The 19240-nt window shown below is 40.8% G+C and carries 16 protein-coding genes and 1 riboswitch; all 16 genes read left to right on the forward strand.

The genetic code is table 11. The features are described 5' to 3' along the window. Nucleotides 1-223, forward strand: a 223-nt coding sequence (locus tag WKU33_RS12610) for a hypothetical protein (RefSeq protein ID WP_340454927.1), incomplete at its 5' end; no start/stop codon positions are given. 253 nt (nucleotides 224-476) lie between these two features. Next, nucleotides 477-1262: a carbon-nitrogen family hydrolase gene (locus WKU33_RS12615; protein ID WP_340454929.1), complete on the forward strand. Its 786-nt coding sequence runs from the start codon at nucleotides 477-479 to the stop codon at nucleotides 1260-1262. A gap of 25 nt (nucleotides 1263-1287) precedes the next feature. Continuing rightward, the gene (locus tag WKU33_RS12620) at nucleotides 1288-2454 is read left to right on the forward strand and encodes a pyridoxal phosphate-dependent aminotransferase (RefSeq protein ID WP_308425605.1); all 1167 of its coding nucleotides are present in this window, start codon (nucleotides 1288-1290) and stop codon (nucleotides 2452-2454) included. A 79-nt stretch (nucleotides 2455-2533) separates the two neighbouring features. Continuing rightward, a riboswitch (SAM riboswitch) is annotated at nucleotides 2534-2645 on the forward strand. Nucleotides 2646-3050: 405 nt separating this feature from the next. Then, complete coding sequence (locus tag WKU33_RS12625; RefSeq protein WP_340454932.1) at nucleotides 3051-4067, forward strand: methionine ABC transporter ATP-binding protein; 1017 nt, start codon at nucleotides 3051-3053, stop codon at nucleotides 4065-4067. Nucleotides 4068-4072: 5 nt separating this feature from the next. Further along, nucleotides 4073-4735 carry a methionine ABC transporter permease gene (locus WKU33_RS12630; RefSeq protein ID WP_156854325.1) on the forward strand — a complete coding sequence of 221 codons (663 nt, stop codon included), beginning with the start codon at nucleotides 4073-4075 and terminating at the stop codon, nucleotides 4733-4735. Between the two features lie 33 nt (nucleotides 4736-4768). Continuing rightward, a complete protein-coding gene (locus WKU33_RS12635; protein WP_340454935.1) occupies nucleotides 4769-5911 on the forward strand; it encodes an alpha-hydroxy-acid oxidizing protein in 1143 nt (380 codons plus the stop codon). Between the two features lie 30 nt (nucleotides 5912-5941). Further along, nucleotides 5942-7027 (forward strand): iron-containing alcohol dehydrogenase family protein, encoded by a 1086-nt coding sequence (locus WKU33_RS12640; RefSeq protein ID WP_340454936.1) that lies wholly within the window; start codon nucleotides 5942-5944, stop codon nucleotides 7025-7027. Nucleotides 7028-7045: 18 nt separating this feature from the next. Next, nucleotides 7046-7858: a MetQ/NlpA family ABC transporter substrate-binding protein gene (locus WKU33_RS12645; RefSeq protein WP_156854329.1), complete on the forward strand. Its 813-nt coding sequence runs from the start codon at nucleotides 7046-7048 to the stop codon at nucleotides 7856-7858. 346 nt (nucleotides 7859-8204) lie between these two features. Next, a complete protein-coding gene (locus WKU33_RS12650; protein WP_336253216.1) occupies nucleotides 8205-9320 on the forward strand; it encodes a glycosyltransferase in 1116 nt (371 codons plus the stop codon). Nucleotides 9321-9352: 32 nt separating this feature from the next. Further along, entirely contained in the window at nucleotides 9353-10507 is a 1155-nt protein-coding gene (locus WKU33_RS12655) for a glycosyltransferase (protein WP_336253217.1), read from the forward strand. Continuing rightward, complete coding sequence (locus WKU33_RS12660) at nucleotides 10508-11281, forward strand: glycosyltransferase family 2 protein (RefSeq protein WP_156854335.1); 774 nt, start codon at nucleotides 10508-10510, stop codon at nucleotides 11279-11281. A 47-nt stretch (nucleotides 11282-11328) separates the two neighbouring features. Further along, the gene (locus tag WKU33_RS12665; RefSeq protein ID WP_156854337.1) at nucleotides 11329-12123 is read left to right on the forward strand and encodes an ABC transporter permease; all 795 of its coding nucleotides are present in this window, start codon (nucleotides 11329-11331) and stop codon (nucleotides 12121-12123) included. A gap of 26 nt (nucleotides 12124-12149) precedes the next feature. After that, nucleotides 12150-13721 (forward strand): ABC transporter ATP-binding protein, encoded by a 1572-nt coding sequence (locus WKU33_RS12670; RefSeq protein ID WP_336253218.1) that lies wholly within the window; start codon nucleotides 12150-12152, stop codon nucleotides 13719-13721. A gap of 24 nt (nucleotides 13722-13745) precedes the next feature. After that, nucleotides 13746-15674, forward strand: a complete 1929-nt coding sequence (locus WKU33_RS12675) for a glycosyltransferase family 2 protein (protein WP_156854341.1) — start codon at nucleotides 13746-13748, stop codon at nucleotides 15672-15674. Continuing rightward, nucleotides 15667-17820 (forward strand): glycosyltransferase family 2 protein, encoded by a 2154-nt coding sequence (locus tag WKU33_RS12680; RefSeq protein ID WP_336253220.1) that lies wholly within the window; start codon nucleotides 15667-15669, stop codon nucleotides 17818-17820. Before WKU33_RS12675 ends, WKU33_RS12680 begins: the two co-directional genes overlap by 8 nt. Next, a complete protein-coding gene (locus WKU33_RS12685; protein WP_340454941.1) occupies nucleotides 17810-19225 on the forward strand; it encodes an ATP-grasp fold amidoligase family protein in 1416 nt (471 codons plus the stop codon). Before WKU33_RS12680 ends, WKU33_RS12685 begins: the two co-directional genes overlap by 11 nt. Nucleotides 19226-19240 lie beyond the last annotated feature (15 nt).

Raw genomic sequence — 19240 nt, forward strand, 5'->3', positions numbered from 1 at the left:
TTATCCAGAAGGGAGCAAAATTATTATGAGCCTGGCTGATATGTTTCGTGAGGAAGGTAAAGAACTAGGTAAAGAGGAAGGTAAAAAACAAGGTAAAAAGGAAATGGAAGAAATACTTGTTAAAAACTCGATAAAAAAAGGCTTAGATCCTCATATCATCGAAGAAATAACTGGTCTATCACAAGAAGAAATCCAAAAAATCGCCAGCAATGTTAAAGAATAATTTTACTGCGTACCAAATGGTATGAAGCCGACCTGATCAAGCGTAACCAAGCGTTCCATACTATCTTAATCATAACTGGGACACTTGCACTGACCCCGATGTCCCGCTCATAACTGGGACACTCGCTCTGACCCCAATGTCCCACCAACCCCCATGTCCCAGCGGAAACATGGATGATATTCTGTCCATGTTTTTTATGTATGATAGGTGGAAGTATGCTAATATGATATATATTTGAAAGGGGATGGATATGATGAAAGTTGCTGTTTACCAAATGGAACTTGTACCAGGTTCCCCGCAGGATAATAGGGAAAAGGTGAAACGTTGGGTTGAATCAGAAGTAAGGAATGATAAGCCAGACATCATCCTATTGCCGGAAATGTGGACAACATCCTATGTGCTGGAAGAGCTCCAAACAATTGCAGATGATGCATTAGAGCCTACTAAATCTTTTTTAAGTGAATTGGCGAAGGAATACAAGATTAATATTGTCGGTGGCTCGATTGCGAATAAAGTGGATGACAAATTATATAATACGAGTCTTGTTTTTGACCGCGCCGGCAACCTTGTTTATGAATATAGCAAGATGCACCTCGTACCGATGTTGAACGAACCAGCATACTTGACTGGTGGCAAGGAAAAAGTGCAAACTTTTGAACTCGATGGGATTCGGATGGGTGTCATTATTTGCTATGACCTGCGTTTTCCAGAACTCACGCGCAAGTTGGCGTTAGACGGGGCGCAAGTATTATTTATCCCTGCCGAATGGCCGAAACCGCGTACCAATCATTGGGTTAACCTGCAAATAGCCCGCGCAATTGAAAACCAAATGTATGTCGTATCTGCAAACAATGTCGGCACCCTGAACGAGGTTGAATACACCGGAACTTCTTTAATCGCAGACCCTTGGGGAGATGTTCTCGTAAAAGGTTCAGAAGATAAAGAAGAAACATTACGAGGCACAATCAATCCGGACAGGGTAATTGAAGTCAGAAAAAGTGTCCCAATCTTTGAAAGCCGTGTCCCAGAGTTATATTAAATATACAAATAAAGAGGTTATGTCAATGGAATTTTCGAATCGCCTAAAGGAGTTGCCCGTTCAATTTTTTGCAACTCTCGTAGAAAAAGTGACAAAAGCATACGCAGAAGGTCGCGATGTCATTAATTTGGGGCAAGGGAACCCGGATCAACCAACTCCACCCAATATTGTGCAAGCTTTGCAAGAAGCTGCCGCAGACCCAAATTCACATAAATACTCGCCGTTTCGTGGCACAGCGGAATTGAAACGAGCAGCAGCCGATTTCTATAAGCGGGAATACAATGTCGATTTAGACCCGGAAGCGGAAGTAGCTGTTTTATTTGGGACGAAGATTGGCTTAGTCGAACTACCCCTCGCCTTAATGAACGAAGGCGACATGCTGTTACTGCCAGATCCAGGCTACCCGGACTATCTATCTGGCGTCAAGCTTGCGAATGTTCGGCATGAAGTAATGCCATTACTTCGAGAAAATGCATTCTTACCAGACTATGACAAGCTCACGCCGAAACAATTAGAAGAAGCGAAATTACTTTACTTAAATTATCCGAATAATCCTACAGGAGCCATCGCTTCCAAAGAATTTTTCGAAGAGACGGCACAGTTAGGCAAGGAGCACGGTATCGGTATCGTCCATGATATTGCTTACGGTGCAATAGGCTTTGACGGGAAAAAACCGGTTAGTTTCCTCGAGGTAGAGGGCGCTAAAGATATCGGGATCGAGCTTTATACCTTATCGAAAACATACAATATGGCCGGTTGGCGAGTAGGCTTTGCTGTTGGCAACGCGAAAATGATTGAAGCGATCAATCTCCTGCAAGATCATTTATTCGTTAGTCTGTTCCCCGCAGTCCAACATGCGGCGGCTGTTGCCTTAACTGCAGAGCAATCAAGTGTGGAGGAATTAGTCGAGCTGTATGAAGGGCGCAGGAATGCATTAATCGCGGCATGTAAACGGATTGGTTGGGAAGTTGAAGCTCCTAGTGGCTCGTTCTTTGCATGGCTGCCGGTTCCGAGTGGGTATACAAGTGAGCAATTTGCTGATTTGCTACTGGAAAAGGCTGATGTTGCTGTCGCCGCCGGAAATGGCTTCGGGACGTACGGGGAAGGTTATATCCGGATCGGTTTACTAGTTGATGAAGCCCGTCTTGAAGAAGCAGTCGAACGGATTGAAAAACTTAAACTTTTCTCTTAGTCTGAAAGATTACTAAAATAAGAGTTGACGACACGTAACTTTTGCTGTAGTCTATATCAATATAATTAAATAGTTTTATCTCTTATCAAGAGTAGCTGAGGGACTGGCCCGATGAAGCTCGGCAACCTTTTTATGTCAACCATAAAAGAGGTGCTAATTCCAGCAAAACGTGATGTTTTGAAAGATAAGAGAGGACCTCTGAATACATACAAAGCCTCTCTTTCTTTAGAAAAGAGAGGCTATTTTTATTGTATAAGGAACTATAAAGTAAAAGTGTTGTGATAACTTAGGTGTCCAGGGCCAGCCACGTCCGCTCTGCGCCCAGCAACTAGCAGATCTTTTAGTGGGACGAGCAGTGCGCAGTCCCAAACTTCACACTCCTCCAATCGATAAGTCAACATCGGCTCTCTACGTTCGCCGTGTTTCCTTTATCTCATTCCGGAGTGCTCCAGTTTGTACGTTGCTACGACGCACAGGATGTGCTAGTGCAGGTGTTGCGACAGGACGTCGCGTTTTTAACCTGCAAGGGCGCTTCCGCCTTTGTTTATACCAACTATTTCTTGATCTAAAGACGATTGGAAGGGAAAGGTAGATAGATGATCAAATTAGAGAACATCACGAAGGTATTCCCATCTAAAAATGGGAATGTTACAGCGGTAAACAATGTTAACCTTCATGTAAAAAAAGGTGAAATCCACGGTGTCATTGGCTACAGTGGTGCTGGTAAAAGTACCTTGATCCGGCTCGTCAATTTACTAGAAAAGCCGAACAGTGGAACGGTAACAATCAATGGCACAGAGTTAACAGCCCTATCAAATGAAAATTTGCGGAAAATGAGACAGAAGATCGGAATGATTTTCCAGCATTTCAATCTCATGAAGACTGCAACCGTTTATGAGAACGTAGCAACACCACTAAGACTTCTAGGCCTTAACAAAACAGAAGTGAAGAAACGTGTCGAAAAGTATTTGAAAATTGTTGATTTAGGAGACAGAGAGGACAGCTATCCTTCTCAATTATCTGGTGGACAGAAGCAGCGTGTCGCCATTGCACGCGCATTATCACAGGAACCAGAAATCCTGCTGAGCGACGAGGCGACAAGTGCCCTTGACCCCGAAACAACTAATTCAATTCTTGATTTACTCCTTAAGATTAACAAAGAACTTGGGATAACCATCTTACTCATTACCCACGAAATGAGTGTTATTCAGAAGATTTGTGACGACGTGTCGGTTCTTGAAAATGGAGAAATCGTTGAACAGCGCTCCAGTATCGAATTGTTCACCGATCCCCGTCATAAGACGACAAAGAAGTTTTTAGATACGATTTCCCAGCGTAAATTATCCGCATCACTCATCAACCAATTGAAACTAAATGGTACGGTGACAAGCCTGACCTTTATTGGAGAGAGTGCCGGGGAGCCTTTACTTGCACAAGTGATTGAGAAGTTTAAAGTGAAGCCGAATATTTTAACGGCGAATATTATGGAATTGAAAAACGGAATCGTCGGAAATCTGATCATTCATCTTGTTGGTGAACAGGAACAAATCAATGCCTCCTTAACGTTCTTAAACGATCAAGGGGTCGTAACAGAAGAAGTGGAGGGTGAATAAATAAAATGGAAAACTTTATCGAACAATGGCTGCCTATTATTGGCCAAGCTATCATTGAAACGTTTCAAATGGTCATCATTTCCTTATTTTTTGCGATTTTGATTGGGGTGCCTTTAGGCATACTTGTTGTACTGACACGCCCGGGACAATCATTGGAAAATAAATTCGTCTATCAATTATTGAATCTCGTTATAAACATAGTCCGCTCGATTCCGTTTATTATTCTATTATTCTTTATTCTGCCATTTACGAAATTCTTGGTCGGCACAACGATTGGCGTGCAAGGTGTTATCGTTCCACTCGTTATTTACACCGCACCATATCTTGCACGCTTACTGGAAAGTTCTCTACTCGAAGTGGATAGCGGAATTATTGAAGCATATAAAGCAATGGGGATTAAAACACATAAAATCATCTGGAGTGTCATGCTTCGAGAAGCACGCCCATCCATCGTTTTAGGCTTAACAATTGTTACAATCAGCTTGATCGGTGCGACCGCAATGGCCGGTCTAGTCGGTGCAGGGGGACTCGGAGATCTTGCGTATCGTTTCGGACACTTACGTTATGAAGTAGATGTCATGTATGCAACGGTCTTTATCTTAATCATCCTCGTCCAAGGAATCCAGTCCCTTGGTAACCGGATCGCTGCACGTTTGAAAAAGGATTAAACGGAAGAAAGCCAACTTTAGGAGGTAGAAGTCTTGACGACTACAAAGCCGAAAGATGCATTCATTACGAACCTAGAAACAACGGAGACTTTTCCTTTTCGTGTAGAAGAATTAGAGGCAAAAGCGAAAGAAAAAATGTCGAAAAATGCATTTGGATACACCCGCTCAGGAGGCGGAGGGGAGGAGACGTTGCGGAAAAACACCGCTTCATTCGAGAAATATTCTATTCTGCCCCAATATTTAAATGATGTCTCCAACGTGGATACAAGTATTGAGCTATTTGGTCATACGTACCCCCACCCATTTTTGCTCGCTCCGATCGGAATGCTGAAAACTACGCATGAAGAAGCGGAACTTGCGGTTGCAAAAGCAGCTGCGAAATTGGATGTACCTTATATACAAAGCACGGTTTCCAGTTACGCAATCGAGGAAGTGGCAGAGGTTTCAGAAGGTAGTCCAAAATGGTTCCAGTTGTACTGGTCCAATAACGAAAATATTTCCTTTAATATGGTAAAGCGTGCAGAAGAAACAGGCTATCAAGCAATCGTCCTTACTATCGATACAACAATGTTCGGCTGGCGCGAGGAGGACATGACGAACCGATTCTCACCGCTGAAAGCAGGCTACGGAAAAGCGAATTATATTACAGATAGTGCCTTTCTATCCACATTAAAGCAGGACGACGAGGCATCTGTCGTAGAAGAAATTTTGCAAAACATTTACCATCCGAAGTTAAGCTGGAAGCATGTTGCTGAACTGAAGAAACGCACATCTCTCCCGGTTTTATTAAAAGGAATCCTACATCCGACAGATGCAAGACTCGCGATTGAAAACGGGGTCGATGGCATTATCGTTTCCAACCATGGCGGTCGGCAGTTAGATGGTGTCATCTCTAGCATTGACGCGCTCCCAGCAGTTGTAGAAGAGGTTGGAGGGGAAGTCCCGATTTTAATCGATAGTGGCATTCGCCGCGGAGCAGATGTCGTTAAAGCACTTGCGCTAGGTGCCGACGCGGTTTTACTCGGCAGACCTTACGCATATGGGCTAGCCCTCGCTGGACAAGCCGGTGTTGAAAAAGTACTCACAAACTTTATGCAGCAGACAAGATCCTCCCTTGCGCTTGCCGGAGCGTCGAGTGTCAAGGCAGCGCGAAATATTCATATTTTGAAATATTAAGCGAAGTAGGCGAAAAAAGGAGCACGTTAGATGGCAACAGCAATTGTAAAAGGAGCACCAGGCCATTACCGGACCGGTTCCGGTGTTTTAAAAGAATTACCGACGCATCTGGCAGATTTAGGTGTAAAAAATATTCATATTGTAAGTGGCAGAAAGGCATGGCAAGCGACATCACCCTATCTTCCGGAAGAATTGGATCACCAAGCATTAACATTCGTCGATGGTCCTTGCACATTAGAAACGAGCGAACAATTAGCAGCAATGTGCGAAAAAGAAAAAGCGGATGCTGTCATCGGTATCGGCGGAGGGACTGCACTCGATATTGCAAAAGCAGCAGCCGTCCAAGCTGGAATCAAGTCGGTTCTAATACCGACAATCGCAGCGACCTGTGCCGCCTGGACACCGCTTAGCGTATTCTATGAAGCGGACGGAACTCATTCCCACTATACCGAGTTCCCGGTAGCGAACACGCTCGTCCTGATTGAACCAGCAATCATTGCAGCTTCACCGATTCGATTTTTGAAGGCTGGGATCGGTGACACTTTGGCAAAATACTATGAAGCAGACGCGTTAGTTCGCAGTTTTTACAAGAATCAAGAATTCCCAGTTTGGTTGCAAGTTTCCCAGTTCGCTGCAAGAGCATGCCGCGATATTTTATTAAAAGACGGAAAAGCTGCACTTGAATCGGTTTCGAAGCAAGAAGTTACCGACGCACTTGTCCGCGTCATCGAAACGATTATTATGACAGGCGGCATGGTCGGTGGCTTCGGTGAAAAAGCGGGCAGGATTGCCGGGGCCCACTCGGTTCATAACGGTTTAACGGAGGCACCTAGTGTCAAAGATTTCTTGCACGGATCGATTGTTGCTTACGGTACGTTAGTCCAACTTGCGATAGAAGGAAAAGAGGAAGAACTCGACAAACTGCTGCAGTTTTATAAAGAATGGGAACTTCCAACATCATTAAAAGATTTATCCGTAGATGTAAAGGACACGGAATTACTAGGAAGGATCATTAAAAAGATTTTACTTCCACAAGAATCAATCCATTTAATGGAAGAAAAAGTGACAGAAGACATGTTAGAAAAAGCAATCTTCTATGTCGAAAATAAAATATGAAAGAATGAGGGGAAATAAATGAAAAAGACATTATTAACAGCAATACTTGCAAGTGTATTAATTCTATTCGCTGCTTGTGGCGGCGGCTCGGATGAAGGGGAAGGACTATTAGAAGACGGCAAACTCGTCGTTGGAGTAACAGCAGGACCACATGAAGAAGTTTTAGAAAAAGTAAAAGAGCTTGCCGAAGAGGAAGACTTGACGATTGAAATTGTATCATTCAGTGATTATGTAATGCCGAACGTGAGTCTATCGGAAGGAGAACTCGATATCAATAGTTTCCAAACGGAGCCATTTTTTGATCATATGAATGAAGAACGTGGCCTGGATTTAGTAAAAGTTGCCGATACGATTACTTTCCCAATGGGAATTTATTCTGAGAAAGTTACAGATATAGCTGATTTAGAAGACGGTGCAAGTATTGGTCTTCCAAGTGACCCGACAAATAGTGGACGTGCATTATTATTATTTGAACAAGCTGGCTTAATCACGCTAGAAGAAGGACTTGGCGTAAACGCTACTGTCAATGATATCGCAGAAAATGAACATAACTATGAATTTATTGAGCTCGATTCTGCACAAATTCCGCGTCAGCTTGGTGAAGTGGATATCGCAGCAATCAACTCGAACTTTGCAATGGAAGCAGGACTTGTACCTGGAGAAGACTCGATTTTCATTGAACAAGATTCCACTTTTGTTAACTTGATTGCGGTACGCAAAGAAAACGAAGACGATCCAGCCGTTCAACAGTTCATCGATATTTATCAATCGGATGAAGTGGAGCAATTTGTTGAAGAAACGTATGGGGGATCGATTGTTGTAGGATGGTAAAAATATTTGACGAATGGGACAGCAAGTTACATTCTGCTGTCCCGAACTTTTTTAACAAAATGTTCAAAACTTCACAATGGGATTGATTATTCAAGTTATTATATAGTAGCTGCAGACATCTAGTTAATTTGATAGTTTACATTAGAGAAAAGCAACAGGACAACTTGAAAAATTTGATAGGTATATACAATATGTTAAACTATAGAGTGGGCTTGCTGTATCGATCAGCTATTTTTATAGCGAGCGAACCACCGGGGATAATTTATTAATTGGTGTTGCTATGGTATAATTACCAGAGTGTAAATTCGCTTTACAATGAGATACTAAAGATAAGGATGAAGCTTTAGTGGAGAAGAAAAGAATTATATTTTTTATCTATCAAATGGGTGCAGGAGGGGCTGCACGTACATTATTAAATATATTGAATAACATCGATCAGTCGAAGTTTACCCCAATACTTGTAACATTAAACTATAATGGGAATTATGAGAAGTATTTAAACTCAGATATTAAATTTATTAAGTTAGATACGAAACAGTTACGTTCAGCGATATTCCCGTTAGCAAAAGTAATCAGACGGGAAAAAGCAGATATTGTATTTAGCACGATTCCGAATTATAATACAGTCGCGATTCTTGGCAGGCTTTTTTCTTTTACACGGGCAAAAAATATAGTAAGAGAAGCTGCCTACTTGGGTGGCTCGCGCAAAGCGGATCTAAAATTAAGATTATATGGTCTATTATACACATTTTCCAGCCGTGTAATTGCGTTATCACAAGGTGTGAGAAATAATATTATTTCCCGATACAAGGTAGATAAAAATAAAATTGAAGTAATTTATAATCCAGTTGATGTACAAAAAATCAAAACAGGTATCGAAAAGGGAAAATTAAAAGAAGAACATAAAGCCCTATTTAATGGAAGCGAAAAGATAATCATTACAGCTGGAAGACTTGTTGATGACAAGGATCAGCAGACACTAATCAAAGCCTTTGCTAAGATACGTGATAAAATGAACGTAAGGCTGATTATCTTGGGTGAAGGGGAACGGGAAACCGAATTAAAAGAACTTGCAAGCAGGCTTAATTTACAGGATGTCATCCATTTCCTAGGATTTCAGGAAAACCCTTATATTTATTTTTCACAGGCGGATGTATTTTGCCTAACTTCAAAGCGAGAAGGATTTGGCCATGTACTTGCAGAAGCACTGGCAGCAGGAGTACCGGTCGTTTCAACAAAAGCAGAACCAGGTGCCGTTGAGGTTTTAGATAAAGGTAAATTTGGCCTGTTGTGTGAGATCGGTAATGAACAGGATGTAGCAGACAAAATAATACAAGCATTAGCATGGACAGATGCAGAAAGAAATACTGTCATTGAACAAGGCTTGGAACGCGTGAAGACTTTTCATGCGAAAACGATAGTAAGACAATACGAAAAAATGTTTTTGGAAACATTAGATTGAAGGAAAGAGAAAATACGAGGAGTTGAAGGAGTATGACTGCTCCAAAGCGTGTAGCGCACCTGACAACTGTACATCATCCTACAGATCCGAGGATTTATCATAAAGAATGCAAATCACTGAAGAAAGCAGGATTTGATGTTTCGCTGATTGCACAATCGAATGAAAACGACGATATACAAGATAAGCCAATCAGACATATCCCGTTAAAGAAATATAATAACCGTCTTAAGCGAATGACTTTAGGGGTTTATGATGCTTATAAAAAAGCAAAATATTTAAACGCGGATGTGTACCACTTTCATGACCCAGAGCTCTTGCCTGTCGGTTGGCTTTTAAAACGAAAAGATAATGTCGTTATTTACGATATTCATGAAGATTATCGTACAAGTATTTTGCAAAAAGATTATGCAAGCATGCCAGTGAAAAAGCTCCTTGCCAGCTTTTATAAATGGACGGAGCGTTTTTTTGCCAGGGATGCAGCCTTGTGTTTGGCGGAAAAGTACTATAAAGATATCTATCCAGCCGGAGTATGCATTTTAAATTACCCAACAATAAATGATCCATTTTTAAACAATAAACGAGAAGGCCAGGTAGAATATAAACTATTGTATACAGGAAACGTAACTTTCGAAAGAGGAGCCATGGAGCATGCTAGAATTCCGCAGCTTGATCAAGACATCGAAGTACATGTGGTAGGGAAATGTCCGAGCAGCATTGCAGAGAAGATGTATCAGGTAGCAGGGGACAACAAAGATAGACTATTCATAGAAGGAATCGATCAATTTATCGAAAAAGAAGTAATCGAGGCTCGCTATTTGAATACGAATTGGCTTGCAGGAATTGCACTGTTCCCGCCAACAGAGCATTATATGAAAAAAGAACTGACAAAGTTCTTTGAATATATGAACGCTGGACTGCCAATTATTTGTTCCGATTTTCCAGTTTGGAAAGAATTCATGGAAATGTATGAATGTGGTATTGCTGTGAACCCTTATGATGATGAAGCAATCAAAGATGCTATCTTATATCTGAAAGATAACCCAGAGGAAGCAAGACGAATGGGGGAAAATGGTAAGCGAGCAGTACAAGAAGAATTGAATTGGGGAACAGAAGAAAAGAAATTAATTGCTTGGTATAACAAACTGTTAGGACAAGCCACAAGGAAGCAAGAAGGAATCGATGTATAAATGAAACAACAACCACTAATATCGGTAATTACACCTGCGTATAATTCAGAACGCTTTATAGGAGAAACGATTTCCTCTGTATTAGAGCAGACATATACGAACTGGGAAATGATTATCGTTGATGATTGTTCTACGGATCATACGAGAGAAATTGTTAAAGAATATCAAAGCAATGACCCACGAATTAAGCTCTTAACACTCGAAAAGAATAGTGGATCAGCTATCGCTCGAAATAAAGCGATGGATGAAGCAACCGGCCAGTACATTGCATTTCTTGACAGTGATGACCGCTGGCTTCCTGAAAAGTTAGAGAAACAACTACAATTTATGCAAGAAAAGGATATTGCTTTTTCCTTTACTACCTATGTCCGCATGCAAGAAGATGGAACGAGAACGAAGGCAATCAGTAACACTCCCGAATCAGTGAATTATGATGATTTAATGAAGCGTTGTGTTATTGGATGTCTGACAGTAATGCTCGATATGGATAAAATAGGTGATATGAGAATGGTTAATATCCGGACAAGACAAGATTATGTATTCTGGCTGCATATTACAAAAAGAGGCTTCTTAGCATATGGACTGCCAGAAGTTCTCGCTGAATATCGGCTTGTCGGTAATTCAATTTCCAGTAATAAATGGAAAGCTGCAAAACGAAATTGGTATGTATTCCGAGAAATTGAAAAGCAGAGCTTACCAAAAAGCATTTGGTACTTTGCTCATTACATTGTAAGGTCTATTAGAGACTTGATTAAGTGGAAAACGAAGCGATAATGTTCTTGAAGAAAGCTTCGTTTGAATAGTAGGCGGTGTCAAAATTAATGAAGAAATATATACAAGAAATGCTGAAGAGAAAAGATTTGCTTTACTATTTAGTAAAGTCAGGTCTAAAAGCAGAACACAGGAATAGTTATTTAGGCTATTTCTGGTGGCTCCTTGATCCATTATTGAATGTGCTAGTTTATTACTTTTTGGTAGTAATTGTTTTAAACCGTGGTGGGGAAGACTATCCACTATTCCTAGTCGTTGGATTAGTTGTCTGGCGTTGGATTAGTACAACGATTAACTCATCGTCCAGATCTATTTTAAGATATAGTTCAATTGTGAATCAAGTTGCCTTGCCGAAAGCTATATTTCCTATATCGTTTACATTGACCCAGTTATTTAACTTTATGTTTGGCCTTGTCGTGATTGCGCTATTTCTTGCCGTCTATGGTGTCAAGCCAACATGGTTCATGCTATATTTACCGGTGCTGATCGTACTGCAATTGGTTGTTCATATTGCACTTGGACTTGTTCTTGGTTATATTACGATTTTTGTACGAGATATTGAGAATTTGATGACGTATATCACAAGAATATTTTTCTACGCATCACCAATTATTTGGGAAGGGGCACGATTACTCCGCAGCGAAAAGGTTCCCGATTGGCTAATTCCACTCGTCGAATATAACCCGGTAGCCATTCTTGTCACAAGCTACCGAGATATTTTAATTTACCACCAGCAGCCGAACTGGATTGGGCTTGGCGGGTTGTTTGTCATAGCAACGATTGTTGTGATCTACATGATGAATTACTACAGTAAAAATGAACATAAGATTATCAAAGCATTATAACGTCAGGAGATAAATGAGGGAAAAGCATGCAAGAACAAACGAAAGACCAAAGAGAAGAAATAATCAAGTCGAAGGATATCGGTGTTTATTTCGATAATCAATCGTATAAAGATGATATTAAATCGCGTGTCTTTAGCATGTTCAAAAAGAAAGAAAAGAAGGAAAAAGAAAAAGTCTGGCCATTAAAGGATATTGACTTTACAGGCTATCAAGGGGAAATCCTTGGAATTATCGGTTCAAACGGTGCAGGTAAAACGACGCTGAGTAAAATAATTGCTGGAATCCTCGCGCAAGATAAAGGAACAATGCATGTGAACGGAAAAGTAACAGCATTGTTCTCTTTTGGCATGGGGTTTAATAAAGAATTAACAGGATTAGAAAATATTTACTTAAACGGTATGATGCTCGGCATTGATAAGAGTGTCATAGACCGTTACATGGCTGATATCGAGGAGTTTGCAGATATTGGAGCATTTATCAATCAACCAATGAAGTACTATTCAAGTGGAATGCGTGCAAGACTAGGTTTTAGTGTTGCAGCACACTTAGAACCAGAAGTTCTCATTTTAGACGAAGCGCTGAATACGGGTGATGCCCGCTTTAGCAGGAAAGCTGCACAAAAGATGAAAGAACTTGTAAAACAAGCGAAAATGGTTATCATTGTCACACACAGCCTAAGATATGCAGAGCGGAACTGTGATCGCCTGATGTGGATTCATAATGGAGTTGTGCGAGAAATTGGTGACCCGAAAGAAGTTGTTGCAAGCTACCGGGCAACTGTCCCAGCGCCAGTGAGAAGGAAGCGCAGTTTGAATCTGAAGAAAACAGAGGCAGATGTTAGGGATAAAACAATCGTCCGTGCCAAAAATGTTGGACTTTCTTTTGAATTAAATACAGGAGAGTTTTGGGCCCTACGAAATCTGGATTTCGAAATCAAAGAAGGCGAAGTTGTTGGGATCATCGGTCATAATGGAGCAGGGAAATCTACCCTATGTAAAGTATTAACGAATATTTTAAAACCAGATGAAGGTGATATTGAGATTAACGGAGAGACGTCTTCCCTCCTCGGTTATGGAACTGGCTTTAATGCCCAGCTCACAGGGCGAGATAATGTTTTCCTCAATGCTATGCTTCTCGGTATCCCACGGAAGAGAATACAGGATAAATTTGATGAAATTGTAGAATTCTCGGGTATCGGAAAAGCGATTGATAAGCCAGTTAAACAATATTCAGCAGGTATGAAATCCCGTTTAGGCTTTAGCATTGCAGCAACATTAAAACCGGATATATTTATTGTTGATGAGGCTCTCTCAACGGGAGATATTGCCTTCCAGCAAAAAGCGAGTGAACGAATCCAAGAAATGATGTCTCATGCAAAAGCCGTTATCATCGTTTCCCATAGTATGAACTTTGTAGAAAAGGTATGTACGAGAGGGATCTGGATGGAGCGAGGCCAGATTCGTTTTGATGGGACAGCGGAAGAAGCTGTCGCTGCATATCGGGAATCACTTGGAGTTGGCAAGGAGACGAATAAGAAAGTTGTCGTCCGCAGAAATAAAAAGCGAAAACAAAGGCAACAAACCAATGCGAACAAATAAAGCGATCGGCTTGGTGATGAACAAATGAAACAAACGATAAAAAAAATATTCTTTGGCCCAGTAGATTGGTTTATATACTCCGTACTAAGTGAAACGCAAAGAAAAAATTTGACGGATAAGTTTTCAGCTGAACAAAAGCAAAAGATAAAAAAGGCTCTATTCGGTAAGAAACAGGCCCAAAGAAAAAAACTGAAACAAATTAAATACCAACTATATAATTTAGGATTTACAGATAGAGCGTACGCTGATTTGGTACATTACTATCAGACGATAGATGATCCCCAGCTCAAACGGCTTGCCGCATGGGAATTAACATTATGGCATGCGAATCAAAACACAGAAGCAGGTTCTAAGCATGCGCTGGATTATATAGAGGCAGCAAGAGATAATGAAAAAGATATCCACCAGTTGCGAAGAATAGCAATATTGGAAGCGGAATGCTTGGAAGCAACTGGGCGTATCGAGCAAGGAAAGCAAGTCATTCAGGAAATGCTTGCGCTCCAAAAACATGCAGATCTCTACCTTGCTGCTGCTAACATGGAAGAGAAAATAGAAGAACGGCTCAAGTGGATCAATAAAGCAATGAATACCTATGGGCTTCAATCAATCTATTTTTCCGCTAACGGTAAGCAACCAGAATATGATGATTTAGAAACAAAAGCAATGGATAGACAGATTACGGATGGCCCTAAGGTATCTGTTATCCTTCCTGCATTTAAGGCGGAGGAGGGAGTACGTGTTGCAATAGAATCGATCCTTTCACAAACATGGCAGAATATCGAGTTATTAGCTGTTGATGATTGTAGTCCAGATCGTACAGCTGCTGTTATTCAAGAATATGCGGCTAAAGATGAGCGAGTAAAATTGTTAACGACTCCTGAAAACAGTGGGCCATATATTGCGAGAAATATTGCACTACAGCACGCCACAGGAGAATATATCACAATTAATGATGCGGATGACTGGTCACACAGAGAAAAGATAGAACGGCAAGTAACGCATTTAATGGAGAATCAACATGTCATTGCAAATACTTCGGAACATGCCAGACTAACGGAGGATTTGAAATTATATCGCCGTGGTACACCTGGTAAATATATTTTCCCAAATATGTCTTCCATTATGTTCCGACGTAAACAAGTAGTAGAGAAAATTGGTCATTGGGATAGTGTTCGCTTTGCTGCAGATGGTGAGTTTAAGCGTCGTCTCCTCCAAGCATTTGGTAGGCAGAGTTATGTCGATTTACAGACAGGACCACTATCACTCCCAAGGCAATCTGTTACATCGTTAACTGCAAGTTCGGCTTTTGGCTATAACGGCTTTTTTATGGGAGTGCGCAGAGAATATGTGGAAGCGATGGAGGCTTTCCATCAGCAAGCTGAATCACTTTATTACGACTATCCAATGATGGAAAGACCATTCCAAGTGCCTGAACCGATGTGGCCGAACCGACTAGAGAAGCAAAATGGGTTTAGGCAGTTAGATCTTGTAATTGCTAGTGACTTTAGAGATCCAGATGAGCACTTACTCTCTCTACTCGATCAAGCTTTACAATCGAAGAAAACAATTGGAATTGTGCAATTGAATAAATATATGATAGAGGCGACGAACCTAACAGAAGAAATCAGGAATTTAATTAACGAATCAAAGGTCTCCTTCCTTGTTTATGGAGAGAAGATCAAGACAGATAAACTATTTATAATGGATGCAGCAGTGCTCAAAGATAAACAGCATTATGTTCCAGAAGTGAACGCAACGAAGACGTTTGTTATTTTAACCGCAACGGAAACAAAGGGAAATATCGAAGTGTACAAAGAAAATCTTACAACCTATTTCCAATCGGAAGCTACTTGGCATGCAGTGGATTCTGAAGTGGAAAAAGCTTGTGTTGCACAAGCGGAAACTCCTAAACTCAACCAAGTGTTTCACGAAAGATGGGTTAATGATGAATAAGAACACGAACAACGAAGAGCTGAAAACATACCGAGAAATAATAGATGCGGATATCCTAAGGAAGCAGCAGGAATTAAAGAAGCTTGGAGAAGAGTATGCTCAAGTTGAGCAGGAATTTAGAAAGGCGAAATACCTCACAGACAGCTTGAAAAGGACAAAGCGAAATATAATCTCATTCACCCGTTCTATTCCTGCTTACTTACTAGGTAGAAGAAACTTGAAGCAGCTTTACAGCAAATCTTATAAACTAAAAGATGCTAGCAATAGATTAAAGAAGTATAAAAGCTACTTATACAATTATGGCTTTGAAGAAAAGGTGCTTGCCGATCTTCAAAGCTTATTTCACGAAACATCAAATCGCTACTTACGGAAAGCTGTCGCTTGGGAGCTTTCTTTATGGTATGCAAATAAGTTAAATAAAGAAACAGCAACACTAACCCTTCATTATTTGGAAATAGCGCTAGAGCGAGAGACAAGAAAGGAAGTTATAAGAAAAGGTACCATCCTGCAAGCAGAAGCACTTGATTTATTAGGAAATAAAGCGGACGGTAAAAAGTTAATCCAGCAAATATTAAGAAAGCAAAAACATCCCGATCTTTATCTCGCTTTAGCTAATCTAGAAGACGAAATACAAGCAAGAATTAAGGCATCAAATGAAGCATTGAAAATGTATAAACTAGCCCCAATTGAATTAGCCCCTGAAACAGATTTATCGTTATATGAAAGATTAACGACGCAACAGTTGGAGCAAACAGATAGGAATAGACCGAAAGTAACCGTCATTATTCCTGCCTTTAATGCAGAGGCAGCTATCCATATTGCGATCGAATCATTGCTAAAACAAACCTATCGCAATTTGGAAATAATTGCGGTGGATGATTGCAGTACAGATCAGACCGCTCGTGTGCTAAAAGAATATACTGAACAAGATTCCCGGGTCCAATTTTTATCCGCGAGAGAAAATGGGGGTCCATACATTGCTAGAAACCTCGCCTTACAACAAGCAAGTGGAGAACTAGTAACAATTAATGATGCAGATGATTGGTCCCATCCAGAAAAGATTGCCGTACAGGTAGAAGACTTTCTGAAGAATCCGGACCGAATTGCAAATACGAGTGAGCACGCAAGGGTAACGGAGGAATTAAAGTTCTATCGGCGTGGAATGCCTGGTCAGTATATTTTTTCCAATATGTCATCCCTTATGTTTAAGAAAGATCCTGTGCTTAATAATGCCGGCTATTGGGACAGTCTACGTTTTGCGGCGGATAGTGAATTTAAAAAGCGTTTAATAAAGATTTTTGGGACTGATAAAGTGATTGACTTACAGACAGGCCCTTTATCATTCCCAATGCAGTCAGCAAATTCTCTTACAGGAAGTTCTGCATTCGGGTATAACGGCCATCTGAAAGGAATAAGAAAGGAATATGCAGAGAGTCAGCACTGGTTCCATAACCATGCAGCATCTTTGTATATACCATACCCTCAAACAGAACGGCCCTTCCCTGTACCAGAACCAATGTGGCCGCAACGTGAGATAGATATAAATGGCGAACGTCAAGTTGATTTTGTTATTGTATGTGATTTCCGTGAAGAAATTGAAGCGCATCTGGGACGCTTTCTCCAGCAAATGAAGGAGCGGGATAAGCGAGTAGGTCTTGTGCAAATGGGAGTATATGACCTAAAAGCAAAGCAACAAATCCATCCATCCGTCCGAGAATATATCGATGGAAATAACATTCAAATGCTCGTCTACGGGGAATCTATCAACTGCGATATTCTTCTTGTGAATCACCCAGGGATTTTCAGCGAGGAGCAGAAATATATTCCTGAAGTGACAGCAAAGGTAATTCATGTAATTGTAACACAAGCGCCAAGGGATGCTAAAGTTAAATATAGATTGCGTCCTTGTGCACGAAAAATTGAAAGTTATGGGAAGACAACGAGTACATGGTATCCATTAAATAATAAAGTAAGAGAAAATCTATTAGAAAATCATTTGAGAGAATTACGATCCATCCGCTTATCAAAGGAAAATTGGTTTGAAGATGATATAACGGAGACAACCATCGCAAATTATATCGACGACTGGCAAACGGAACAGAATCAATATAAGCTAGGGAACCGAGGGGATTACGATGACGAATGAGCAGGATAAAGAAACAACGCACACACCGGTAAAGGATGAGCATATTTCCCCTGTGACAAAGGAGTTCATTGAAGAGCTAATAAAGCGAGAAGCTGAAGCGGACAAGCTCGAAGCAGAAACTCGAGGCTGTGAAAAGAAAATCAAACAGATGAAAAATAGTAACTCCTGGAGGAAAACAAGGAAGGCAAGAAAGTTCATCTCTGGCAAAGCGGAAAGAGAAGCATATATAAAGGAACTTGAACTCCAAACTGCAATGCTTGAAACCGAGTTGCATCAAATCAAAGAGAAACTGAGAAATATGGAGTTCAGCAATCAAAAAATAGATTACCAAACTATCTGGCGTATGGCTCAGGAAAAGAAACAGGATGGATCTTTAATCGAACATCTTGATAAGATGATTGCAGCGAAAGAGTTACGGGATATGAATCACCAACAATTTTTACAAGCTGCGGCAAGATTATTTATAAATGAAAATCCGATTTATAAAAAAACAGTATATGAAAAAATTTTAACAGGTCTGAATCAAGAAGATATACCTGAATTCATGGTGCGGGCTGCTTTATCAGATGAGCAGGTTTCTTTACATCAAGCTGCTTCCTTTCGGGGGAGTTTAACAGCAAGAATGCGGAAATTACAGCTTACAGGTTCACTTCCTGAAATGGTCCTTGACGATAAAAAGATTGCCTACCAGTTCATGGACATGTTACACATCAGCTCACCAAGAATAGATGAAAAAGAATATAAGCTAAGTGAAATAGAAGAGCGGGAAAATATAGTCATTAAACCGGTTGACGGAGCTGGAGCAAGGGGAGTATACCTTGTCTATCGAAATGATGATATAATTGATGTACGAGAAGCAAAGTCCGTGCCAAACTTCACTGTGCTGCGTCGAAATATGGAAAGGGATCTGGAAGCAGGTAGAGTGGATAGAGATGCTTGGCTAGTGGAAGAACTAATTACAGAAGATGCCAAAGCACATACACCTGCTCGAGATGTTAAATTCTATTGCTTCTATGGAAAAGTAGGGATTGTTTTAGAAATCGTCCGTTATCCAGAATTGAAGTATTGTTGGTGGACGGCAACCGGCGAGCGAGTGTCTACCGGGAAATACGAATACAGCAGCTTCGAAGGAAAAGGGGTTACCGAAGAGGAAATAAAGATGGCAGAAGAAATCAGCCGGGAAATACCCGCGCCATTTATTCGAATTGATTTCCTAAGAGGCGAAGAGAACTTGGTCTTTGGAGAATTGACGCCAAAGCCGGGGAATTATGATGAATTTGACACCCCGACAGACAAATGGCTTGGTGACTTCTACTTAGAAGCAGAAGCCCGTTTGGAACAGGATTTACTAAGTGGAAAAGAGTTCCACTATTATAAGCAACTACTCAAAAATATCAATGAATAACAGGAACGTGTTCTT

This window comes from Oceanobacillus sp. HCA-5259, assembly GCF_037892815.1.
Lineage (GTDB): Bacteria > Bacillota > Bacilli > Bacillales > Amphibacillaceae > Oceanobacillus > Oceanobacillus indicireducens.